24 protein-coding genes are annotated in these 21,795 nt (G+C 69.4%); 10 read left to right on the forward strand and 14 right to left on the reverse strand.

The annotated features are described in order from the left end of the window. The first annotated feature begins 43 nt into the window (after positions 1–43). Positions 44–1,042, forward strand: a complete 999-nt coding sequence (locus ACFVQ0_RS08270; RefSeq protein WP_390085837.1) for an endonuclease/exonuclease/phosphatase family protein — start codon at positions 44–46, stop codon at positions 1,040–1,042. Positions 1,043–1,064: 22 nt separating this feature from the next. Here the strand turns inward: ACFVQ0_RS08270 and ACFVQ0_RS08275 are convergent, their stop codons facing one another. From ACFVQ0_RS08275 to ACFVQ0_RS08285, 3 genes are read right to left on the reverse strand one after another with little or no spacing between them, the layout of a single operon-like run. After that, positions 1,065–1,682, reverse strand: a complete 618-nt coding sequence (locus ACFVQ0_RS08275; RefSeq protein ID WP_390085839.1) for a hypothetical protein — start codon at positions 1,680–1,682, stop codon at positions 1,065–1,067. A 4-nt stretch (positions 1,683–1,686) separates the two neighbouring features. Continuing rightward, the gene (locus tag ACFVQ0_RS08280; RefSeq protein WP_390085841.1) at positions 1,687–1,926 is read right to left on the reverse strand and encodes a DUF397 domain-containing protein; all 240 of its coding nucleotides are present in this window, start codon (positions 1,924–1,926) and stop codon (positions 1,687–1,689) included. Beyond that, entirely contained in the window at positions 1,923–2,699 is a 777-nt protein-coding gene (locus ACFVQ0_RS08285) for a Scr1 family TA system antitoxin-like transcriptional regulator (protein WP_390085843.1), read from the reverse strand. The genes ACFVQ0_RS08280 and ACFVQ0_RS08285 overlap by 4 nt, the downstream gene beginning before the upstream one ends. Positions 2,700–2,843: 144 nt before the next feature. Here ACFVQ0_RS08285 and ACFVQ0_RS08290 point away from each other — a divergent pair, with 144 nt between their 5' ends. From ACFVQ0_RS08290 to ACFVQ0_RS08300, 3 genes are all read left to right on the forward strand, one after another. Continuing rightward, positions 2,844–3,242, forward strand: a complete 399-nt coding sequence (locus ACFVQ0_RS08290) for a hypothetical protein (RefSeq protein ID WP_390087710.1) — start codon at positions 2,844–2,846, stop codon at positions 3,240–3,242. Positions 3,243–3,352: 110 nt separating this feature from the next. After that, a complete protein-coding gene (locus ACFVQ0_RS08295; protein WP_390085845.1) occupies positions 3,353–4,423 on the forward strand; it encodes a hypothetical protein in 1,071 nt (356 codons plus the stop codon). Between the two features lie 94 nt (positions 4,424–4,517). Then, positions 4,518–5,174, forward strand: coding sequence for a TetR/AcrR family transcriptional regulator (locus ACFVQ0_RS08300; RefSeq protein WP_390085847.1), 657 nt, complete (start codon positions 4,518–4,520; stop codon positions 5,172–5,174). A 127-nt stretch (positions 5,175–5,301) separates the two neighbouring features. Here the strand turns inward: ACFVQ0_RS08300 and ACFVQ0_RS08305 are convergent, their stop codons facing one another. Both ACFVQ0_RS08305 and ACFVQ0_RS08310 read right to left on the reverse strand, forming a co-directional pair. Further along, a complete protein-coding gene (locus tag ACFVQ0_RS08305) occupies positions 5,302–7,149 on the reverse strand; it encodes an FG-GAP-like repeat-containing protein (RefSeq protein ID WP_390085849.1) in 1,848 nt (615 codons plus the stop codon). A gap of 67 nt (positions 7,150–7,216) precedes the next feature. Further along, on the reverse strand, positions 7,217–7,936 hold the full coding sequence (locus ACFVQ0_RS08310) for a hypothetical protein (RefSeq protein WP_390085851.1): 720 nt from the start codon (positions 7,934–7,936) through the stop codon (positions 7,217–7,219). A gap of 398 nt (positions 7,937–8,334) precedes the next feature. Here ACFVQ0_RS08310 and ACFVQ0_RS08315 point away from each other — a divergent pair, with 398 nt between their 5' ends. Together ACFVQ0_RS08315 and ACFVQ0_RS08320 are read left to right on the forward strand one after the other, a co-directional pair. Then, positions 8,335–9,435, forward strand: a complete 1,101-nt coding sequence (locus ACFVQ0_RS08315; protein WP_390085852.1) for a hypothetical protein — start codon at positions 8,335–8,337, stop codon at positions 9,433–9,435. A 44-nt stretch (positions 9,436–9,479) separates the two neighbouring features. Next, positions 9,480–9,950 (forward strand): hypothetical protein, encoded by a 471-nt coding sequence (locus tag ACFVQ0_RS08320; RefSeq protein WP_390087712.1) that lies wholly within the window; start codon positions 9,480–9,482, stop codon positions 9,948–9,950. Between the two features lie 57 nt (positions 9,951–10,007). On the opposite strand, the gene ACFVQ0_RS08325 is transcribed toward ACFVQ0_RS08320, so the two are convergent. Further along, the gene (locus ACFVQ0_RS08325; protein ID WP_390085854.1) at positions 10,008–11,534 is read right to left on the reverse strand and encodes an RICIN domain-containing protein; all 1,527 of its coding nucleotides are present in this window, start codon (positions 11,532–11,534) and stop codon (positions 10,008–10,010) included. A 200-nt stretch (positions 11,535–11,734) separates the two neighbouring features. On the opposite strand from ACFVQ0_RS08325, the gene ACFVQ0_RS08330 reads away from it, so the two are divergent. Continuing rightward, positions 11,735–12,421, forward strand: coding sequence for a helix-turn-helix domain-containing protein (locus tag ACFVQ0_RS08330; protein WP_390085856.1), 687 nt, complete (start codon positions 11,735–11,737; stop codon positions 12,419–12,421). A 48-nt stretch (positions 12,422–12,469) separates the two neighbouring features. Here ACFVQ0_RS08330 and ACFVQ0_RS08335 read toward each other — a convergent pair whose 3' ends face one another. Then, the gene (locus tag ACFVQ0_RS08335) at positions 12,470–13,243 is read right to left on the reverse strand and encodes a hypothetical protein (protein ID WP_390085858.1); all 774 of its coding nucleotides are present in this window, start codon (positions 13,241–13,243) and stop codon (positions 12,470–12,472) included. A 212-nt stretch (positions 13,244–13,455) separates the two neighbouring features. After that, positions 13,456–14,280 carry a GDSL-type esterase/lipase family protein gene (locus ACFVQ0_RS08340; RefSeq protein WP_390085860.1) on the reverse strand — a complete coding sequence of 275 codons (825 nt, stop codon included), beginning with the start codon at positions 14,278–14,280 and terminating at the stop codon, positions 13,456–13,458. Between ACFVQ0_RS08340 and ACFVQ0_RS08345 the strand changes: the two genes are divergently transcribed. Beyond that, positions 14,279–15,271: a WD40 repeat domain-containing protein gene (locus ACFVQ0_RS08345; protein ID WP_390085862.1), complete on the forward strand. Its 993-nt coding sequence runs from the start codon at positions 14,279–14,281 to the stop codon at positions 15,269–15,271. The two genes, ACFVQ0_RS08340 and ACFVQ0_RS08345, sit on opposite strands and share 2 nt — an antisense overlap. Positions 15,272–15,287: 16 nt before the next feature. Here ACFVQ0_RS08345 and ACFVQ0_RS08350 read toward each other — a convergent pair whose 3' ends face one another. Further along, a complete protein-coding gene (locus ACFVQ0_RS08350) occupies positions 15,288–15,683 on the reverse strand; it encodes a PPOX class F420-dependent oxidoreductase (protein WP_390085864.1) in 396 nt (131 codons plus the stop codon). A 92-nt stretch (positions 15,684–15,775) separates the two neighbouring features. Between ACFVQ0_RS08350 and ACFVQ0_RS08355 the strand changes: the two genes are divergently transcribed. Then, positions 15,776–16,291 carry a GNAT family N-acetyltransferase gene (locus ACFVQ0_RS08355; protein ID WP_390085866.1) on the forward strand — a complete coding sequence of 172 codons (516 nt, stop codon included), beginning with the start codon at positions 15,776–15,778 and terminating at the stop codon, positions 16,289–16,291. 64 nt (positions 16,292–16,355) lie between these two features. On the opposite strand, the gene ACFVQ0_RS08360 is transcribed toward ACFVQ0_RS08355, so the two are convergent. The 3 genes from ACFVQ0_RS08360 to ACFVQ0_RS08370 all read right to left on the reverse strand — a co-directional run bounded on the left by ACFVQ0_RS08360 (position 16,356) and on the right by ACFVQ0_RS08370 (position 18,824). Then, positions 16,356–16,967, reverse strand: coding sequence for a Uma2 family endonuclease (locus tag ACFVQ0_RS08360; RefSeq protein ID WP_390085868.1), 612 nt, complete (start codon positions 16,965–16,967; stop codon positions 16,356–16,358). A 165-nt stretch (positions 16,968–17,132) separates the two neighbouring features. Next, positions 17,133–18,251 (reverse strand): phosphoserine transaminase, encoded by a 1,119-nt coding sequence (gene serC, locus ACFVQ0_RS08365; RefSeq protein ID WP_390085870.1) that lies wholly within the window; start codon positions 18,249–18,251, stop codon positions 17,133–17,135. Positions 18,252–18,377: 126 nt separating this feature from the next. Continuing rightward, positions 18,378–18,824, reverse strand: coding sequence for an anthrone oxygenase family protein (locus ACFVQ0_RS08370; protein WP_390085872.1), 447 nt, complete (start codon positions 18,822–18,824; stop codon positions 18,378–18,380). 112 nt (positions 18,825–18,936) lie between these two features. Here ACFVQ0_RS08370 and ACFVQ0_RS08375 point away from each other — a divergent pair, with 112 nt between their 5' ends. Beyond that, positions 18,937–19,515 (forward strand): TetR/AcrR family transcriptional regulator, encoded by a 579-nt coding sequence (locus ACFVQ0_RS08375; protein ID WP_390085874.1) that lies wholly within the window; start codon positions 18,937–18,939, stop codon positions 19,513–19,515. A gap of 70 nt (positions 19,516–19,585) precedes the next feature. Here ACFVQ0_RS08375 and ACFVQ0_RS08380 read toward each other — a convergent pair whose 3' ends face one another. Beyond that, entirely contained in the window at positions 19,586–21,427 is a 1,842-nt protein-coding gene (locus ACFVQ0_RS08380; RefSeq protein ID WP_390085876.1) for a tetratricopeptide repeat protein, read from the reverse strand. Further along, on the reverse strand, positions 21,424–21,780 hold the full coding sequence (locus ACFVQ0_RS08385; RefSeq protein WP_390085878.1) for a hypothetical protein: 357 nt from the start codon (positions 21,778–21,780) through the stop codon (positions 21,424–21,426). Before ACFVQ0_RS08385 ends, ACFVQ0_RS08380 begins: the two co-directional genes overlap by 4 nt. Positions 21,781–21,795 lie beyond the last annotated feature (15 nt).

A 21,795-nucleotide genomic window follows, 5' to 3' on the forward strand; every position in this document is an offset into this window, starting at 1 on the left:
CGCCCGCTCGTCCTGAAGGACAGGACCGAGCGGACGGGAACACATGGTGGGGCGCGTGGACAGCGGCAGTACGGCGACGGCGACGGGGGAGGGGGCGGCGCCATCCCGGTTGTCACCTCCCCCGGCGCGGGGACGGGTGCTCGCCGTGCTCGCGGTGCTGACCGGCGCACTGCTGGCGTTCCACGGGGCGGTGCCCAACTCGCCCGGACACCTGGGGAGCCTGCTGGAGGCGTTCCTGCCCTGGCTCGGCGTGGTCGTCGTCCTCCTGCTCGTACTGGCGCTGCTGCGCCGCTCCGCCACCGCCCTGCTGGCCCTGCTCCTGCCGGTCGCCGTCTGGACGTACCTCTTCGGCGGACTGCTCGGGCCCGGCGCGCAGGCCGGGACGCGGGACCTGGTGGTGGTGCAGCACAACGTCAGCGACGTGAACGCCGACCCGGCGGGCACGGCACGCGCCCTGGCCGGTGCCGGGCCCGATCTCATCGCCCTGGAGGAGCTGGTCCCGGACGCGCTGCCCGCGTACGAGAAGACCCTCGCCCCGCACTACCCGTTCCACGCGGTCCGGGGCACCGTCGGCCTCTGGTCCAAGTACCCGCTCTCCGGCACCCGCCTGGTGGACATCAGGCCCGACGGCATCGAGGAGGGCTGGAACCGGGGGCTGCGCACCGTCGCCCGCACCCCGCACGGTGACGTCGCGGCGTACGTCGCGCACCTGCCCTCGGTCCGCATCCGGTCGAGCGGACTCGCCTCCTCCCTGCGGGACGAGAGCGCCACCCTGCTGGGCCGCCACCTGGCCGCCGAGAAGACCGAGAAGGTGATCCTGATGGGCGACCTCAACGGCACGGTCGAGGACCGGGGCCTGTCCCAGCTCACCTCACGGCTGAACGTGGCCGAGCGCGGGTTCGCCTTCAGTTTCCCCGCGTCCCTGCCCCTGGCCCGGATCGATCAGGTCATGGCCCGCTCGGCAACGGTCGACGCCATCCGCACCCTGTCCTCCACGGGCAGCGACCACCTGCCGGTGACCGCCCGGATCACCCTGCACTGACGCGTCGGCCGGTGAAAGCCGCCTACTTGCGCGCCGGGAACGCCTCGTCGAGCGTGGGCAGCGCGAGGTGGTCGGTCGTCAACGCGTCCAGGACGTCGTCGATGCGCAGATAGCGGCCCTGATGGACCGCCGGTGTGACCTTGCCGATCGTGCCGGCCTCCTTGAGCCGGAAGACGGTCCACGGCCTGGGGAAGGGGGTCCCGCCCAGAGCCTCGCCGTCCCGCGTGATCCGACGCGTCTCCGCGGACGCGTGCCGCGTGCCGTCGATCTCCTGGTTGACGGTCTCCACCGCATCGACACCGAAGACCAGCCCCGTGCCGCCCGGCCGGTACATCACGAGCATCTTCGGGCGCGCCAGCCCGACGTGCTTGCTGTCCATCGGGCATACGTACGCGTTGTACGCGGCGAGATCGTCCATGGCCTGCTTGCTCGCGGGCACGATCACCGCGTGCTCCTGGAGCGAACGGAACCAGTCGAGCGCGGCTTCCTCGCTCCAGACGAACTTGTTGCGATTGCGGGCCACGGGATCAGCGGCCAGCCCTCTGGACGCCATGAGCTCGATGTTGCGCGGCGGCCGCCCGACGAGGGAGCCGAAGTCGGCTCGCGTGATGACCTCGGGCAGTTCGTCGAACCAGGACATTGCGCTAGACCACCGTGTGTTGGATGAAGGCCGACCAGGCGGCGGGGGAGATGCGGAGGGAGGGGACGTCGAGGTCCTTGGAGTCGCGGACGTGAACGGTGTGAGGGCAGATGGCGACCTCGACGCAGTCGCCGCCGTTCGGGGCGCTGTAGCTGGACTTGGACCAGGAGAGGGAGACCTCTATGCAGTTACCGCCGTTCTGGCCGCTGTAGCTGCTCTTGAACCACTTCAGGTCAGTGCTCATAGTCCTTCTGCTATCTCCTTGATCAGCCCGCGCGACTCTTCCAGCCCGTGAGCCTGGGTCCGGAGCATGCCATACGTCGCAAACAAGTCTCCCAGCTGAGGTTGTTCACTGACAACGAAGTTCCGGCCCTGCACCTCCAGGTACGCCAGCCGTCGCCGGTCGTCGGTCTCCAGTAGTACGAAGGGCCCGGCCATTCCCACGTGCGTCTCCAGGGTGGGTGACATCACCTGGATGTGAACGTTCCGCAACTCGCTCACTTCGAGAAGGTGCTGGAGCTGCGCCCGGTGCACGTCCCGCCCTCCGATGGGCCGAGTGATCGCGCTGACTTCCAGGATGAAGCTGATGTCCGGCAGCGGTTTGCGCGTCAGTAGGTTCTGCCGCGCAAGACGGCCCGCTACCAGTCTCTCGATCTCGTCGTCGTCGAGCGGTGGGCATACTCCCCTGTGCAGGGCGAGTGAGTGTGCCTCGGTCTGCAACAGACCGGGCATAGTGCTGGACTCGTACTGGTACCGCGCCACGGCCCTGGCCTCTTCCTCGGCGAACGGCTCGAACCAGGAAGCCAGATGACCGAACGACAATTTCGCCGCCGCTGCGATCAACGCGCCTCGGGCGCCCACCGCCGCGTCCGCCTTCGGTACGAAATTCCCCTTCGGGGGCCGTTGCCCCCGTTCCACCATCGCCACCTGCGACTTGGAGAAGCCGATCTTCGTGCCTAAGCCTTCCTGCGACAGCCCCGCCAGTTCGCGGTAGTGCCGCAGCAGCACTCCGAACATGTCGGCGTTCCCGCCGCCGGTACTACTGGAGTGCACAGCTCCACCTCCAAGTGCACAGCAGTGCACAGATCCCTTGTGTCCCTGGTCACCGTACGTGCGGGCGCCGACGCTTTCCGTATGGAACCGAAAACTTCACCTGACCTGATGGCCGCCTGGATTCCCGCGAGCGGGCACGCCCTGCGGCATGCCGGGATCTACTTCGACGCCGTGCGGATCATCGGCTACCTGGGCGAGCAAGTGGCGTACGAGATCATGCAGTTCACCGACTTCCAGGCGGGGCCCATCATCAGGTCCCGGATCGGGGATCGGAGCATGTACTTCCTGCTGCCGCCCGGCACTGCTCGCGGCCGCCGGTGGCCGGCCGGGTCCGAGGCGTTGGTGCGGGAGGGGGCGGGGTTCGTCGGGGTGCCCGCGTTGGAGGGGCTGACGTATCCGCTGGACTGGCGTTCGCGGCCCACCGCCGAAGTCCCGTTCGTGGATACGGAACTGCTGTTCGAGCTGCTCAACGGTGTGGTGGAGGCCGAGAATTGTGAGGTAACGTGACCGCGTCATTACGCTCCGTGCGCATCCGCGCATGGGGCGGCCCCCGGTGGTGCTACCAACACCTGTCCGAGGGCCTTCACCCCGCGATGGATATCTGAGGTCCACCGAGAATGCTTTTTCATGCTATCTCGCCGTCCTACGGCTATGTGAAGGCGTCCCATGATGTCATCCGGCATCCGCGCCTCGGCAGCGACGCGAAGGTCTTGATCACCTACGTGCAGGGGCTGCCTCCAGGGCGGGCCGAGCGGGCGTTGAGCGATCACGCCAAGTGGATCGGGATCAAGGGGCGTGCGTACCAGAAGGCCAAGGCACAGCTCAAGGAAGACGGGTTCGTGCACGAGTGGCGGCGGCAGAACGACGGAGGGCTGTGGGTGACCGATCAACTCGTCAGCAACGTGTCGCTCTCCGACGAGGAGGCCCGCAGGTTCCGGGACGCGAGAACGGAATCACCGCAGGTGGGACCGAGTGGTCACTATCCGGCGGTCGGTTATCCGGGTACTCGGTCGGCCGGTGGTTACCTACCGGTTGATAAAGAACCTGAGAAGAACTCAACCCACCCACCCTCCAAGGCGATTCCGGATTCGATCGAATCCGTGGAGAGCGAACCCGCGAGCGAACCCGCGAGCGAACCCGATCGCGAACCGGAGGCCGAATCCGCCCCGCCGCGTGACGCCGAGGTCATCGAGGCCGAGCGCGTACTGCTCTCCCTGCGGCACGCCAGCCCGCAGCTCCACCTGGGGGTCCGCGAGGCCCGGGGGCTGGCCGAGACGGCTGCCGACTGGCTGCGGCGCGGGGTGAAGGCGGCGGAGCTGCGGCTCGCGCTGGTCAGCGAGTTGCCTGCGGGCGGGGTGCGGTCGGCCGTGGGGTTCTTGCGGTACCGGCTGGTGCAGAAGCTCCCGGAGCCGGTGTGCGCGCAGGCCTCCGCGCCCGCAGGCGTGCCGTCCCCGGTCCGGCTGCCCATCCCCTGCGAGGGGGCGAGGCACGAGCACCTGTTCCGGCCCAAGGGCGACGAGACGGTCTGCGTGCCGTGTGCCCAGGAAGCGGCCTGGCGGGCGCACGCGGCCAAGTGGCCCGCCTACGTGCCCGATCGGGGCGATGACTTCGAGGAGCCCGAGCCGTTGCCCTGGCGGGAGCGGGTCGCGGCGGTCCTCGCGCAGGACGCGTCCGGCGGTGCCGGCTGAGGCGTACGGCCGTTTGCTGGTGTGGCGGTTCCACCGCTGGCGCGGTGGAGCGGGGAGAGTGGGCCCAGGGGCCTGGACGGACTGAGGAGGACCGGTGGTGGACGCCATGGTTGACCGATGGGACGGAGTTCGGGTGGCGAGGGACCCGGTGCGGTGCCGTGAGCAACTGATGGCGGCCGGACGGACCTTGTTCGCCGTGTACGGGTACGCCCGTACCTCCGTCGAGGATCTCTGCGCCGCTGCGCACGTACAACTGCGTGATTTTTACCGCGAGTTCGAATCGCGTGAGGCGCTGCTCGTCGATCTGTACGACGAGGTGGCGATCGGCGGGATGCGGGCGACCGAGCTGGAGCTGTCGTCCGAGGGCATCGAGACCTGTTCGACGGAGGAGCGCATCCGCAGGCTCTTCGACGCCTATGTGCGGGTCGTCACCCGGGACCCGCAGGCGGCGAGGGTGGCGTTCGTCGAGGTGCTCGGGGTGAGCCGGGCGATGGACGAACACCTCGCGATGTGGCGGAACGTCTGGGTCGAGTTCCTGACCCGCGAGGCCGAGCGGGCGGCGGAGCGGGGGCATGGGACGGACGGCGATCTCACGGTCGTCGTGCAGGTGCTGACGCACTCCGTCGACGAGCTCCTCGCCCACCATGGACGCCGCCCGCGCCAGGTGCCGCGCGACTGGCTGACCAGTGAGCTGACCCGGATGTCGCTGGCCATGATCGGCCCCGGAGCCGTTCCCGGCGCCTCCGCCTGACTGCACCCCCTGGCCGTTGCCTTCGGATCATCAGCACGCGGCCGGGGCCCGACAAAAGGGCCCCGGCCGGTGAGCCGGACGACCACGCCCGCGGGCGGTCCCGCGGCGGCGTGACCGCCCCGAGGGGCTATCGGGTCCTGAAGTGGCGGAAGAGGTTGCGGGCCACGTACACGCCCGGTCCGCCGAAGCCGACGATGTCGACGCGCCCCTCTCCGGTGATGTCGGCGAGGAATCGGGGGTGACGGTCGACCCGCCAGGCGCCCGCGTCCTCTGCGTACCCGAAGCCGCGGCAGACGAGTTGGGCCGGTTCGAACCGGCCGTCGCCGAGGCTGTGCGCCACCCAGACCCCTTCGTCGCCGAAGCCGACGATGTCGGGGTTGCCGTCGCCGGTGACGTCGGTGAGGAGCCTGATGTGCTTCCGGCTCGTCCACCCCTGGGCCGATCCGAAGTCGTTCAGGACGAGCTTCGAGGGCGCGAACGTGCCGTCGCCGCGCCCGTGCGAGACGACGACGCCCTGCGGGCCGAACCCGACGATGTCCTCCGCTCCGCCGTCGGTGGTCCTGGTCAGGAACCGGGGGTGTTCGTCGGTCGAGTTCCACCCCTGCTCGACCCCGAAGTCGTCGCGGACGTAGAGAGGTTCGGCGAATGTTCCTTCCTCGTCCTGGAGCGATACCCAGACGCCGTCGTCGTGGCAGCCGACGATGTCGAGCCGCCCGTCGCCGGTGGTGTCGGCGAGGAAACGGGGGTGCTTGTCGACGAGCCAGCCGCCGGCCTCTTCGTCGTGCCCGAACGCGCGGAGGGCGGGTTCGTCGCCGAGCGGCGCGAACGTTCCTTCCTCGTCCTGGAGGGAGAGCCAGACGCCGTCGTCGTGGCAGCCGACGATGTCGAGCCGCCCGTCGCCGGTGGTGTCGGCGAGAAAGCGGGGGTGCTTGTCGGCAGCCCATTCACCGGCCTGTTTGCCGTGCCCGAACGCCTTGAGGACCAGTTCGCCGCCCGCGGGGGCGAACGTTCCGTCCTCGTCCTGGGCGGACACCCGGACGCCACCGGTGGACAGGACGACCAGGGCGGGCCGGGCGTTGGCCGTCAGGTTCGCGAAGGACCACAGGTCCGCCGGGTCAGGCGCGGTCGACCCTTGGTGCAGCGGGCTCTCGTCGTCGAACGTTCCGTCGCCCCGGCCGGACGACGTCACGGCTCCCTTCGTGGGCCTGATCCCGACGATGTCCGCCCGCCCGGCTCCCACGGTGTCGGCGAGGAACCGCGCGCCGGGCCCGGCCCACCGGCTCGGCTGTCCGCCGGGCGGAGGGGTGACCACGTCGCTCTTCCACCCACCGGCGTCCTGGTTGCTTCCGTACGCGTCGAGGACCAGCAGCAGGTCGCTGAAGGAGGGCGTCGCGCCGGGCGAGGGCCGGAGCGCGGCCGAGGGAGCCAGCCGCCAGGACCGGCGGCTGTTCCAGTGACCCAGCGGTGCCCAGCGCAGCACGGGGTCGCTGGTGCGCTCGGGTTCGGCCGGAACGAACCGCCACCGCTGGCTCTCCGAGGCGTCGTCGTGCTCGCTCAGGACGACCCGGGTGCCGTCCTCGCCGGGGGCGGACGACAGATCGAGTACGGTGCCGTCGGCCAGGCCCTCGATGACGTAGAGGCCGACCTCGCCCTCGACGGGGACGAGATGCCACTGCTGGCCCTTCTTGCCGCTGCCGGCGTCCCACTGGCGGACGCCCCGGTCGGCGGCGGCCGGATTGTCGAGCACCTTGCCGCTGACGGTGTTGCGGAGCACGTACGCCTGGTCGTCCTCCTCGTATCCTCCCTGAGCGGCCGGTACGGGAGTGAACTGCCACAGGTCCGGGCTCGGGCCGCCGTCGGGGAAGTCGCGGACGACCAGCGTCCCGTCCGCGCTGGGCGCCGCCTTGGCGCCGAGTCTCTCCCCCGTGGCGGCGTTGAGGATCTCCAGCTTCAGGTCTTCCGTGGGCACGGGCATCGTGGTGCCTCTTCCAGGCGGTACGGGCGTTGGCTCGGGACGGATCGGGTACAGCGGTGGCCGCGGATCACGTGAAGACGTGGTGGTACGGCACGTTCCACTCGCTGGGCAGCCGGGGGTAGAAGGTGTTGATGACCGTCCCGGTGAAGTCCCCGCCCCAGTTGTAGGTGAGGCGCACCTCGCTGTCGGCGGTCACCGCGTGGTCCTTGAACCCGAGGATGGCGTCGGGGTGGGTGATCGGGACGAAGGTGATCCCGCCCCACGGCGTCACCGTGACGACCCAGAGCTGCGTGTCCTCGGGCGCGCCGTTCTTCCCGCGCCACTTGTCGCCGACCTTGCCGGGAAGTCCGAGCTGGACCGTGTCGGCCGTGCTCTTGGGGGCCTCCTGGTGCACGGTGATGCGCCTGCGCCGCGGCTTGGGCGTGCCGTCGTCACCTCGCCCGGCTTCGGCTTCGGCCGCACCGGCGGGCGGGGGCGACGCCTGGCCCGCGGCGCTCTCGATGAAGTACAGCGGCCGCTGACCGAAGAAGCCGCCCGGGGTGATGTACCAGAGGTGGCCCTCCGCCTCCTTGGTGGCAGGGTCGAGCGCGGTGGCCAGTTTGACCCCCTTGTCGTGGCTCTCCTCCTTCAGTTCGGCGGGCCGCAGATAGCCGCCATTGAAGGCATGGACGAGCATGACCGGCCGGCTTTCGAGCAGCGCCGCCACGATGGCGTTGTCATAGCTGTTCACCGCTACCGGGCCGCCGACCACCAAATTCGCCATCGCGGTGCGTTCTTGGGTGTACATCGCGGAAACCTCACCTGCTCCTGGATAGAGAGAACAACGCGTCGTGCACTCAGCCCAATGGTTTATCACGCAGCATTACGGCAATCACAATCCCTCTCGGCCGAAACAATCGGAAAACGAATGAACGACCGAAATAAATGCCGACAAAAACGGCAAAGCTCCAGGTCAGGTCACTCGCATGTGGGACTGATGGAGACAGTCGATCGACTGGTCGACGGTGCCTCAAATTTCCATCAGGGGCGTCATGACTGAATTTAGATCACTCGATTGAGGGTGATGAACGAAAAGCCGTTCCGTCCAATGAGGAGCGTGATATCTTCGATCGTCGAAACGTGCACACAGATTCATCTTTTCCACCTGACCGGGCGCGGTTCGGCCAGATCAGTCGAGGACGGGGAATGCCTTCCAACGCGTACAACCTGGAACGGTCCAAGCGCCAGCCGCTGACGAAGAAGAACCTGCGGGAACTCGACATCGAGCAGACTTGGCAGTCGATCCTGAACCATCCGAATCTGGTCTATGTCGACGATTACGGCGTGCGGCACAAGCCGGTCGGCTTCTCGCTGAACAAGTCGAGCTTCGGGGCCTTCCCCGGCTCCGCGTCCAAGCTGGGCTGGCTCGCCTACATGAACCTCGGGGAGCCGCTGATCGAGGAGCGGGGCAACGTGGATCAGCCTCCGCCCGACACGTTCTCCTCGCGCACCTACGTCAACCGCAGCCAGGAGAAATCGATGACCTTCACCGACTCGGTGGAGTTCACCGTCTCGAACGAGATCAATTGGTCACTCCAGGGCGAGGCCCAGCTCACCTTCGGCGGCAGCGTCGGCGCGGAGCTCGAACTGCTGCTGCAGAACCAGCTCCAGGTGGGCCTCCAGACACAGTTCCAGTCGCAGCTCCAGAACGACCTGGAGAACAAGAACACGAACACCGTGACCAACGAGAACAGCAAGGACGACATCGGGACGGACAACGCGAACGCCACCGAGACGGGCGTGAAGAACTCCGCGGCGAACTCCGCGGCCAACGCGGTGTCCAGCTCGGTGGCGTTCACGACCCAGGGCAGGGCCGCCGGCAACGCGGAGCTCAACGCCCAGCTGATGTTCGGCATCACGGGCTCGGTGGGCGGCTCGCTGACCACCAGCTGGGGCTCCAACTCGCAGATCTCCGGCGATGTCCCGCCCGGCTGCCGCGTCCGGACCCTCGTCACCCAGCGGCGCACCCGCAAGCAGTACTCGTACGAGATCCCGGTGACCTTCTCCGGGCTGCTCGCCGTGAAGTACGACGTGCCGGTGAAGGTCCTGGCGCCCCCGCAGCCCGGGAACTACCCCGGCCTCGACCACCTGGTCGCCCGCGACATCGCCGACATCGATCTCGCGGGCGGGAACGGCTTCCGCATGAAGGGGTGGGCCGAGGTCGTCTCCGCCCTGGAGGTCCACCACACGATGTTCGACGGCGAGAGCCTGACCGGCAGCGACCGCGAACTGCACAAGCAGCCCTGACCGGGCGGGCACCGCCGGTACGACGACGACAAGGGATGACCACCATGGTGTTCGGCAACATCTTCGGCTCCGCGGGCAAAGGCGCGGGACTCTTCTCGGTGACCACCGAAGGGACCAAACCGCAGCCGGGAGCGGGCGTCGACTTCGAGGACGCCGACGACGACACGTACGACGACACGAGCGCGAGCCTGTTCACCAACGCGATCCACGGGTCCTCCTCCCGGGCGAAGATCGTGCAGGAGCAGTCGCCCGAAGCACGGGCCATCCTGGGCATCCTCGGCTCCTTCATCCAGACCACCCAGGCATCGGCCGGCGAACAGGCCGAGTACGCCCAGAACCCCGGCTCGGTGTCGGCGGCGGCCTCCGCAGGCATGCGGGAGTCGAGTACGACGGTGACGGAGCACAGCGGCCTCCAGAAGGACGGAGACCTGGAGGACATGCCGAAGAAGAGCGATTTCACGAAGGCTCCCGAGCCGCCCAAGCCGACGGCCGAGGAGCCGTCCGCGTCCTCGTAGCCGTGCTGGTCGCGTGAGCGTGGGCAGGGGCGAAGTCGGCCCCTGCCCACGCTCACGTCACACGGGAAGCAGCTCCCACTGCCGGTTGCGGTGGTCGCCCTCCGCCCCGTGCTGCCTGATCGCCGTGCGGGCGTTGGACTCGACTCGCAGGAGCAGGCCGCTGTTGCCGTTGGCGATCTCGTACGCCCGCGGAGAGCCGTCGACGGAGCCCACCGGGATCAGCCGCCACTGCTGGTGACGCGCGTCGCCGCCCTCGTACGTACGTTGCGCGACCACTGCCCCGTCGCACCCGTGCGCGCCGACGACCTCCAGGACCTTGCCGCTGCGCACGTTCTCGATCGTGTACAGGACTTCGCCGTCCTCCTGGCCCGCCACGACCATCCGCCACCGCTGGTGGTCCCTGGGGGCGGCGAGCGACTGATGGATCTCGGCCCCGTCCTTGACGGACTCGCGCAGGACGCCCATCCGCAACCTGCTGCGGACATTGCCCCAGGAGACCACCGCGCCCGAGTCGGGCAGCCCGGCCATCTTCGCCGACGAGACCTTCCGGACGCGGTGGTTGTTGTGGTCGGCGATGTAAAGGGTGTCGACGCAGTCCACTGCGACTGCGGTCGGATTCTTCAACTGGGCTGCGACGGCAGGGCCGTTGTCACCGTCGATACCTCCGGTCCCGATACCCGCGACCGTGCTGATCTCACCGTCCGCCGTGATCTTCCGGACCGCGTGGTTGCCGTAGTCGGCGACATAGAGCGCGCCGGTGCTGTCCACCACCATCGTGAAGGGGTTGTTCAGCTCCGCCGAGGCCGCCTGCCCGCCGTCCCCGCTGAACTTCGCGGAGCCGGTGCCGGCGATGGTGCTGATGTTTCCGTCGGCCGTCACCTTCCGGATCCGATGGTTGCCCCGGTCCGCGATGTAGAGGTTCCCCGCGCCGTCCACCGCCACGCCGTACGGACTCCTCAGCTGGGCCGAGGCCGCCGGTCCGCCGTCCCCGCCGAACGTCCCCGACCCGTTTCCGGCGACGGTGCTGATCTTCCCGTCGGCCGCCACCTTCCGGACCCGGTGGGCGCTGTTCTCGGCGATGTAGAGGACGCCGTCGCCGTCCACCGCCACCCCTGTCGGACGGTTCACCCGGGCAGCGGTGGCGAGGCCGCCGTCGCCGGAGGTCGCCGCGGAGCCCGTACCGGCGACCGTGCTGATCTTTCCGTCGGCCGCCACCTTCCGGACCCGGTGGTTCTCGGTGTCCGCGATGTAGACGTTGCCAGAGCCGTCCACCGCCACCCCGGTCGGATTCTTCAAATGGGCCTTGACCGCCGGCCCGCCGTCCCCGCCGAAATTCGCGGAGCCCGTGCCCGCGATCGTGCTGATCTTCCCGTCGGTCGTGATCCTCCGGACCCGGTGCCCCCCGTAGTCAACGACGTAGAGCGTGCCCGTACGGTCCATCGCGATCCCGTTCGGCTGGTTCACCTGAGCCGAAACAGCAGGCCCACCATCCCCATTGGGTCCTGCGGACCCGGTCCCCGCGACCGTGCTGATCGGAGGTGCGGAGTCCTCGCCGTCCGTGGTTGTTGCGTGGGCAGTGCTCATCGCCATCCCTTCACCGTTCACCGATCGCCCGCTACAGAAGGCTGTCGTTCAACTCCAGGGAGTCATATGGGGTTTCGGCTTGGCAAGATCACTTACGAGTGGTCCTCCAAGAGCGCGTTGACGAACCGTTGACCGCCTGCCTGACTGCACCGCCCGACAAAGCCGGTTGCCGGATCGGCAAGCGGAGGCATCATGGAGGAATGGCAGCACACCAGCATCAGCACCACGGCGTGGAAGACGGCGGCGCGGCGGACGGCGCGGCGGACGGGTCTGCGGATGACGAGTTCTCGTCCGTCCTGACGGGCGTCGGCCCCCGGCTGCGCGCCCTGCGGACGGAGCGCGGCACGACGCTGGCCCAGCTGAGCGAGACCACCGGGATCTCGCTCAGCACGCTGTCCCGGCTGGAGTCCGGCGGCCGCAAGCCGACCCTGGAGCTGCTGCTCCCGCTCGCGAAGGCGTACGGGGTGCAGCTGGACGAGCTCGTCGGGGCGCCGGACACCGGTGATCCGAGGGTCACGTTCCGCCCGTTCAACCGGCACGGCATGACGTTCGTGCCGCTGACCCGGCACATCGGCGGGGTGAACGCGTACAAGCAGGTCATGCCGGGACTGACGGGCCCGCCGGGGCCGGTCGAGCAGCGGGTGCACGAGGGGTACGAGTGGCTGTACGTGCTCTCGGGGCGGCTGCGGCTGGTGCTGGGCGAACACGACCTGGTGCTGAAGGCGGGCGAGGTGGCGGAGTTCGACACGCGTACCCCGCACTGGTGGGGCAACGTCGGGCCGGAACCGGTGGAGTTCCTCAGCCTGTTCGGACCGCAGGGGGAGCGGATGCACGTACGGGCGAAGCCTCGGGGGAGCGGCGGTTCCGCCGACGGCGCGGGCGCGTGACCGCACGGGGCCGAGGATGACGGCCCCTGGCGTAGGGCTCTGTCGCCTCTACGACTTCGAGATCTTGGGGTCGACTACCTGGTCGGCGGGCGGCGTCTTGGCGTCGACCTTCTTTCCGTAGTCGGTGAGAGTGACCTCTCCCGGCTGTTTGCCGCCCTCGGTGACCGACTTCAGGATGTACGGCTTTCCCTCGGTGGCGACGTAGGTGGTGATCTTCTCGCCCCCCGGCTGCTTCTTCTCCAGCGCCACGGCCTTCTTGCCGTCGACTTCGCTGGTGCCGCCCTTGGTCATGCCTTTTCGTTCGGACTTGTCGCTGTCCATCGACGCGAGGAATGCCTGCTTGTCGCACATTCCCTCGATGCCGGCCTGTCCCGGCTGGGACTTCACCCACTTGTCCCGGACCTTGGGGATCGCTTTCTCCGCCCCGGCCTGTCCCTTCAGCGCGTTCTTCCAGAACTTCTCGTCGCCCCGCACATAAGCGGTCTGGCCCACCTGGATCACGTCGGCGCTGGCGCCCTGGCCGGTCATCGTGCCTGTACAGCGGTCCTGGTCGTCCACGTGGAAGTCGACGCGGATCTCGTTGCCGCCCTGTTGCCGGACATTGCCCTTGACCCGGACCGACGCCGCATCGCGCGTCGCCTTCACCGCGTCCGCCGCGATCTCGTCCGCGCTTTTCCCGTCGAACGCCTTTTCCGAACTCTTGCCCGCATTCTTGTTCGAGTCCTTGTCCGAGCTCTTGTCCGTGTCATTCCCGCACCCAGCGAGGACTGTGACGCCCAGGCAAACGGAGATCGCTGCGACTAAAGCCTTCTTCGCCTGCATCAACTGACCCTTTCCCTAAGGAATCCGTGAAGATTACGAAGACCCATCTGCCCCGAAAAATCGGAGAAACCCCGAGGCGGACGGAGAGGAACCGGATGAGAGGCTTCCGCGTGGCCTGATGGCTTCCGCGTGGCGGGGGCGGGGAAGGGAAATCGAAACCGCCGGGCGATGCGCTTCGTACGATGCTTTTGCGCGCCTCTACGGGACAGCCCTCAGGAACGAGCGGCCTGAACGGTCGTCCTGTCCCGGCCGAGTGGGGTGGCTCCGACGCCCGGCGGCGGTACGGACGCCGCAGCGATCCCCCGGTAGGCCCCGCCCAGCCCCCACGCCTGGTGCATCGCGTCGGCGTAGGCGGCCGCGAGCCGGTGCTCGCCGGACGGGCCGGGGTGCGTGCCGTCGTAGGTGTCCGTGTGGATGTCGTACCCCGGCGGGCGGGACGCGAGCAGGAGCGGGGACGACGGCTCGTCGAGGTCGGCCACGGCCTTGGCGAGGAGCTCGTTGAAGCGGGCGCACTCGGCGGCGAAGGGGGCGTCGGTCTCGGCCCGGATGTTCGGTATGACGGGGAGCAGCACGCACCTGATGTGCGGGTTCGCGTTGCGGGCCGCCGTGAGGAAGGCGCGGGCGTTGCGGGCGGTCTGCTCGCTGTCCGTGTAGAACCCGAGGTCTATCAGACCGAGCGAGACGAGCAGGATGTCCGCGCGGTGGGCGGTGACCGTGTCCGCGATGACCGGGGCCATGTGCAGCCAGCCCTCGCCCCAGCCGGCCAGGTGCGCGCGGGCCCCGGCGGGGAAGGCGGGGGCGCCGTACGCGTGGGAGACCGGGGTGCCCGTGCCGGTGTCGTACAGCCCGGTGCGGGGGCCGACGATCGCGTACGGGGCGTCGAAGGACGCTTCGAGGTGCTGCCACATGCGGTAGCGCCAGGTGAAGTCGCCGGCGCGCCCGATGGTCATGGAATCGCCGACGAACATGAAACGCATGGCGTCATCATGGCCGATCATGGCTTCGGCCTGCGACGTGACGATGGACACTTGTGCCATGCGCTCGTATCGACTGACTGCCTTCGGCGCCGCCGCGCTCCTCTCCCTCGCGGCGGCGGTGCCCGCCGTGGCCGACGACGGCGGGGCGGACCGCAGCTTCACGATCAAGGACCCGAGGATCACCGAGTCCAGCGGACTGGCCGCCAGCCGGGCCCATCCGGGGATCTACTGGACGCACAACGACAGCGACGACGGGCCGTACGTCTACGCCGTCGACTCCCGGACCGGGAAGACCGTCGCGACGATCACCATGAAGGGCGTCGGTGAGCCGCGCGACGTGGAGGCGATCTCCTTGGGACCGGACGGGAATCTGTACGTCGGTGACATCGGGGACAACCTCAACGGCAGCTGGGACCACGTCTGGATCTACCGCTTCCCCGAGCCGAAGGTGCTGCGGGACGCGACGGTCCGCGCGACGCAGTTCGACGTGAAGTACGCGGACGGGCCGCGCAACGCGGAGGCGCTGATGGTCCACCCGAAGACCGGGCGGGTGTACATCGCGTCCAAGAAGGAGGGCGGCGGCGGGCTCTACGAGGGCCCCGCGAAGCTCACGACGGGCTCGGACAACATCTTCCGGCGGGTCGGTGAGGTGCCGTGGGTGACGGACGGGGCGTTCTCGCCGGACGGGAAGGAGCTGGTGCTGCGCTCGTACTTCAGCGCGCGCGGCTACGTCTTCGCGAACGGCAGGCTCGGCAAGGACTATCCGGTGGAGTCCCCGCTGCTGGGGCAGGCGGAGTCGGTCACGTACACGGCCGACGGTTCGGCACTGATGTACGGCTCCGAGGGTGAGCAGAGCGATGTGGTGCGGGTGGACCTGAAGAACGGCGGCGAGTCGGGCCGTACGGGGGTGAAGTCGCCCTCGTCGGCCGGTGCGGGGGGCGGCGGGGGCGGCGACGGTGCGCCGGTGAAGGGGACGACGGCGACCGGGCTCGGCGTACTGGTGGTGATCGGGCTGGTGCTCTTCCTGGGCAGGCGCCGCCGGAAGGGCTGAGCGGCGGCCCCCGGCCTTACGTCTCCAGCGGGCGGAGCTCGTAGTGCAGGGTCCGGTCGCGCTTGATCCGGTGGGTGAGGGGGACGAGCACGCCCTGCACGATCGGGTGCTTGCGGGAGAGCATGCGGGCGGCGTGCGTGTTCTCCTTCGAGCCGGCCTGGAGGAGCCGCGCGTGGGCGGTGATCTGCGGACCGGTCGGGTTGCCGCGTACCGTGCATGGGCCGACGAGAACGGTGGGGTGGTTGCGCATCCGCTCCACCTTCCAGGCCGAGGAGAACGTACGGATGTACGCGTGATCGCCCTCGACGGCGATGTTGACCGGGGTGTCGACGTGCGTCCCGTCCTGCCGACGGGTGCTGAGCAGGACGGCGTACTGCTTCACGAATGGCTTGAGCTCGGCAATCGTGTCCATACCTTCCATGGTCCGCAGGCCGGGCGCGGTGTCATCCCCGGGCGGACCGGCGAACGGGCGTTTCACGGCCGCCGCTATAGGATCATCCGCTGATGACGACGAACACCGGGCCGACGCCCTTCTCCACGCCCCGCCTGGACGCCCTGCCGCTGCGGGTGGCCCACGCGGACGAGATGGCGGCCGTGCTCTCCGATCCCGCCCTGCACACCTTCACGGGCGGCGCCCCGCAGGACGCGGAGGCGCTGCGGGCCCGCTACGTGCGGCAGACGGCGGGCTCGCCGGACCCGGCCGAGCGGTGGTCGAACTGGGTGCTGTCCGTACGCGGTGACGGCCGCCTCGTGGGCTACGTCCAGGCGACGGTGGACGTGGCCGGTGCGCGCGCGGAGATCGCCTGGGTGATCGGGACCGGGTGGCAGGGCCGGGGCTACGCCAAGGAGGCGGCGGCGGGCCTGGTGGCGCACCTGCTGGACGGGGGAGCGGTGCGTACGGTCGTCGCCCACATCCATCCGGACCACGCGGCGTCGGTGGCGGTGGCCGCCTCTGCGGGGCTGGTGCGGACGGACGAGTGGGAGGACGGCGAAGTGCGGTGGAGGCTGGACGCGCGATGAGGGGCCTGTCCTCAGGCTCCGGACGGGGGTAGCAGCAGGCACTGACAGAGCCGGTTCCGCGCCGTCAGCTCCGGGGCCTGCCCGCGTTGATCAACTCGGCGACATCGAGGGTCACTTCCGCGCCGATCGACTCAGGAAGCGGTGCCTCCTGGCCGGGGGCGTAGACCTCGTGACGGTCGTACGCGCTGCCGAGGGGCTCCGTCAGGACATGGACCCGGCCGTGCTTGCGGTCGACGATCACGTAGACCGGGATCTTGGCGTCGGCGTACGCGGCGACCTTGTGCCGCAGGTCGCTGTTGTAGTTGCTGGAGGTGACTTCCAGGACGAGGCGGAAGACGGCCGGGTCGTAGCAGTTGTTCTCGATCAGGTGCTGGTCGAGATCGGCGTCCACGATCGCGAGGTCGGGAATGGCGTAGTCCTCGGGGCCGCCCGGCAGCCAGACGCCGATGCCTTGGAGGACTTCCGAGTCCTTGTCGTCGAGTCCGGCCGCGATGAACGGTCGCATGAGCTTGGTCAGAGCGCGGGCGTGCGGGCCGTCCGGGGGTGGGGCCACGGTGATGACGCCTCCGATGATCTCGACGCGATAACCCGGATGCTGCTCCGCGAGCCTGTTGGCGGTTTCGAGCAGTGGTTCAGGGCCATCGTCACAGGGGTGCTCGACTGCTGCTGCAGACATTGCGGGCCTCCTGGAATGGCTGGTGTCGAGAACATCATCGTAGGACTGTGTGCCCGCGTCCGGCGTGAACGCCCCGCTTCACCCCGGCGAGTGAAGCAGAAACGGCCCCGCCCACGTGGTCACGTGTGCGGGGCCGTTCCGGACGCGTCAGCGGTGGAGCTGGAGCTACAGCTTCTCGATGACGTAGTCGATGCACGCCGTCAGTGCCTGGACGTCCGACGGGTCGATCGCCGGGAACATCGCCACGCGCAGCTGGTTGCGGCCCAGCTTGCGGTACGGCTCCGTGTCGACGATGCCGTTGGCGCGCAGGGCCTTGGCGACGGCGGTGGCGTCGATCTCGTCCGCGAAGTCGATCGTGCCGATGACCTGCGAGCGCTTGGCCGGGTCCGTGACGAACGGGGTGGCGTACTTGGACTCCTCGGCCCAGCCGTACAGGTGGCCGGAGGAGGCGGCCGTGCGGCCGGTGGTGAAGTCCAGGCCGCCCTGGGTGTTCATCCAGGTCAGCTGCTCGTTCAGGAGGAACAGCGTGGCCAGGGCCGGGGTGTTGTACGTCTGGTTCTTCAGGGAGTTGTCGATCGCGGTCGGCAGCGAGAAGAACTCCGGGATGTGCCGGCCGGACGCGTGGATCCGGGCCGCGCGCTCCAGGGCCGCCGGGGAGAAGATCCCGATCCAGAGGCCGCCGTCGGAGGCGAAGGACTTCTGCGGGGCGAAGTAGTAGACGTCCGTCTCGGTCACGTCGACCGGCAGGCCGCCCGCGCCTGAGGTGGCGTCCACCAGGACCAGGGAGCCCGCGTCGGCGCCGGTGACGCGCTTGATGGGCGCGGCGACACCGGTCGAGGTCTCGTTGTGGGTGAGGGCGTACACGTCGACGCCCGCCTCGGCCGCCGGGTCCGGGTGGGTGCCCGGGTCGGAGGCGATCACGGTCGGGTCGGCCAGCCACGGGGCGAGCTTGGCGGCCTTCGCGAACTTCGAGGAGAACTCACCGAAGTTGAGGTGCTGGGACTTCGACTCGATCAGGCCGTGCGTCGCGATGTCCCAGAAGGCGGTGGAGCCGCCGTTGCCCAGGATCACCTCGTATCCCTCGGGCAGGGAGAAGAGGTCGCGCACTCCGTCCCGTACCGCGCCGACCAGGTTCTTCACCGGGGCCTGGCGGTGGGACGTGCCGAGGAGCGATGTTCCGGTGGCGGCCAGCGCGTCGAGCGCCTCCGTACGCACCTTTGAAGGACCGGCGCCGAAGCGTCCGTCTGCGGGCTTGATGTCAGCGGGAATCTCGATATCGGCCACGACACGGAGGGTAGCGGCTCCGCACCCCGGCTACCGAATGCGTCCGTCCGGTGAGACACCGGATCCGGCCTGTGGACGGTATCGCCAGGTGGGGCGGGGGCCGGGGGCTCCCCGCCCGAGGCGGCCTCAGAGCAGGGAGGTGACGAGCAGGGTGAGGGCGGCGACGAGGACGGCGACGCGGATGTAGTGGAAGCGGTCCCAGCGGTCGCTCTGTTCCTTCCAGTCGGCGGGCCGGTTCTCGGGGGTCCACGTCTTGCTGCGGTTGTTGATCGGGACGAGCAGCAGGATCGACATGATCACGCTCACCATCAGCAGCGCGCCGGAAATGACGGCGAGGCCGGTGCCGGAGTCGTGCCATCCGGCGACGGCCCGGATGGCGACGAGGACGACCGAGCTGATGTACCAGTACGGCATCACGGTGCCGAGCATCCGGCCACCGTGGGCGCGGGCCATTTGGCCGCTGTCCTCGGGGAGCGCGCTGAAGATCCGGTTCATGACGAAGGCGACGGAGAACTCCACCCCCACCATCACTCCGACGGACACGGTGGTGACGACCTCAAGTGCGTTGATCATGACGACCCCTCTTGATTCCCGTTGATCCCGCTCAGTTTCTAGCGGCGCTAGGTGATGTGCTCAACGCTAGCGCTACTGCCGCTTGATTGTCTAGCGGTGCTAGGATCGAGTTATGTCGGTACAGGAACGCAAGCAGCGTGAACGGGCGGAACGTGAGCGGCTCATCGTGGCCACGGCCCGCGAGCTCGCCGAGAAACAGGGCTGGGACGCGGTCACCACCCGCCGGCTCTCCGAGCGCATCGAATACAGCCAGCCCGTGCTCTACAGCCACTTCCGCGGCAAACGGGAGATCATCGGCGCCGTCGCCCTTGAGGGCGCCGCCGAGATGGCCGCGGCTGTGCGCGCCGCGACCGCCGCCGCGGACGGCCCGCGCGAGCGGGTGTATGCCCTGGCCCGCGCCTATCTGGACTTCGCCGCCCGCAACCCGGCGGTCTACGACGCCATCTTCCAGCTCGACGGCGGTCTCCCGTACGCGCGGGAGGACACCCCGGAACCCCTCAAGGACGCCTTTGCCGCGCTTCAGGAGTGCCTCGGCTCCGTCGCCGGGGACGGCGTCCACCCGGGCCTGTTCACCGAGGTGTTCTGGTCGTCCCTGCACGGGGTGGCGACCCTGACCCGGTCGGGGCGGCTGCTCCCGGAGTACGCGGAGCAGCGGGTGGAGCTACTGGTGGAGCGGCTCCCTGTGGTGTGACCCGGCGCCCTGTCGTCCGGGTACCGCTCCCGGCGTCACCCGTGCCCGTGCCCGCGCACGCCTCCGCCAGTCAGCTCATCCCGAGGCGTGCGCGGGCGTCCGCCGCCCGTTTCTCCGCGACCCGCGCGTCCCGGTCGCGTCCCAGGGCGCTGTAGAAGTCGGCGAGGTTGTCGAGGGCTTCCAGGGTGTCGGGGTCGTCCGGCCCCAGCACGCGGTTGCGCGCCTCGACCACCCGCTCGCCCAGAGCCACCGCCTCCTGACCACGGCCCACCCGGCTGTAGAAGTCGGCCAGATCGTGCAGGGCTTCCAGGGTGTCGGGGTCCTCCGGCCCCAGCACGCGGGTGCGTGCCCCCGCCACCCACTGCTCCAGATCGACAGCCTGCTGGTTGTGTTCCAAGGCGCAGTAGGAGGCGGCGAGGTGGTGGAAGGTCGCGAGGGTGTCGGGATGCTCGGCTCCCAGGACGCGGGTACGTGCCTGGGCCACCCGCTCCCGCATGGCGGCCGCCTCCTTGTGCAGTCCCAAGAGGCTGTAGGTGATGGCGTGGTTGTGGATGGCTGCGAGGGTGTCGGGATGCCCGGCTCCCAGGACGCGGGTACGTGCCTTGATCCCCCGCTCCTCCAGCTCCGCCGCATCGAACAGACGCCCCATCGCACCGTAGGAGGCGGCGATGATGTCGAAGGTGTCGAGGGTGTCCGGATGGTCGGGCCCCAGCACACGGGTACGCCCCTGGGCCACCCGCTCCCTCAGGTGCAGCGCCTCCTGGGTACGTTCCACGTCGTCGTACGAGGCGGCCAGGTTGTCGAGGGTGTCGAGGGTGTGTGGATGGTCGGGCCCCAGGACGCGGGTGCGCGCCTCTGCCACCCGCTCCCCCAGGCGCAACGCCTCATGGGCACTCCCCATGTCGCCGTAGGTGGCGGCGAGGTCGTCGAGGGTGGTGAGCGTGTCGGGATGGTCGGGGCCCAGCACCCGGGCGCGCGCCTCGGCCACCTCTTTGTACATGGCGGCCGCTTCGTCGCTGCGGCCGTCCTCGTGGAGCTCGGCGGCCAGTTCGTGCCGACGGGCCAGCGATTCGGGGCTGGGGTCCGGCGGGCGAGGGGGGAGCGGCGGGAGCGGCGGGAGGGCCTGGGCGGTGGGGGGCCGGTCCATGGGGGGCCGGCCGGTGGCCGCCGCGCGGTTGAGGACGAGACCGAGCTGGTCGGCGTTCTCGGTGCCCCGCTGCTGCGGCAGCGGCAGCCGTTCCGCCGTGAACCGGCTCCACAGCGTCCGGTAGATGTCCTGCATCGTGATCAACGGGCCGGTGTGCGGGGCGCCTTCACGCAGCAGGGTGAGGAGCCGCCCGGTGAACGCGGTGTGCGCCTCGTCGGGGAGGACCAGCGCCGTGCTGTTGGGCGGGGCGGAGGTGAGGGTGTAGGTCCCCTGGATGTCGAGCTGCCCGAGCACCTCCTGCTGCCCGGCGCTCAGGGTGGTGCCGATGGCGCGCCCGCTGAAGCAGCTGTCGAGGATGATCACGCGGTTCCTGGCCCTGCTGCCGAGGAACGTCCCGCGCACGGTGTCGAACCGCAGCGCGCTGTACTCCACGGCGTCCATCGCGGTGTCGTGCAGGGCGAGATAGAGCTCGTGGGAGCGGCCGAGCGGGATTCCGTGCCCGGCGAAGTAGAACAGCAGCAGGTCCTCGGCCTCGTCGGCCGCCCGGTGCAGCACCTGGCCGATCGCCCGGCCGGTCGCCCCGGGCGGGACGGTGACGCAGGCCTCGGCGGGGAATCCGCCGAGGCCCGGATCGGTGAGGACGGCCGCCAGGTCGCGCAGGTTGGCCGCGATCTGCGGCACGTCCGCCAGCTGTTCGTCCTCGTACGCGGCGGAGCCGAGGAGGACGATGCGGGAGCGTGCCGGATCGATTCCGCGACCGCTCACCGGCGCTCCTCCGCCTGCCCCAGGGCGATCCTCAGGAGGCGCTCCGCGTCGTCGGCGGACTGCGCGTCCAGCTCCACTTCCTGGCCCTGCGGTCCCTTCACCTTGATGCGTACGGCCCGGCGCCTCGGCTGCGACAGGTACGCGCCCAGGGAGGTCGCCAGCGCGCTCGCCACGCCGCCCGCGCCCAGCGTCGCGATGAGGACCTCGGGGAGCCCGCCGAGCTCACCCTCCGACGGGATCACCGGAGCCGGCTTGACCCGTCCCCGGAGACCGGACTCCTGGCTCAGCCAGTCGTCCAGATCCTCCAGTTCCTCGACCGGATCGGCTCCCTCGACCCACAGACGCAGCTCCACTGCTGTTCTCCCCCA

Source organism: Streptomyces sp. NPDC057900 (assembly GCF_042887885.1).
Taxonomy (GTDB): Bacteria; Actinomycetota; Actinomycetes; order Streptomycetales; family Streptomycetaceae; genus Streptomyces.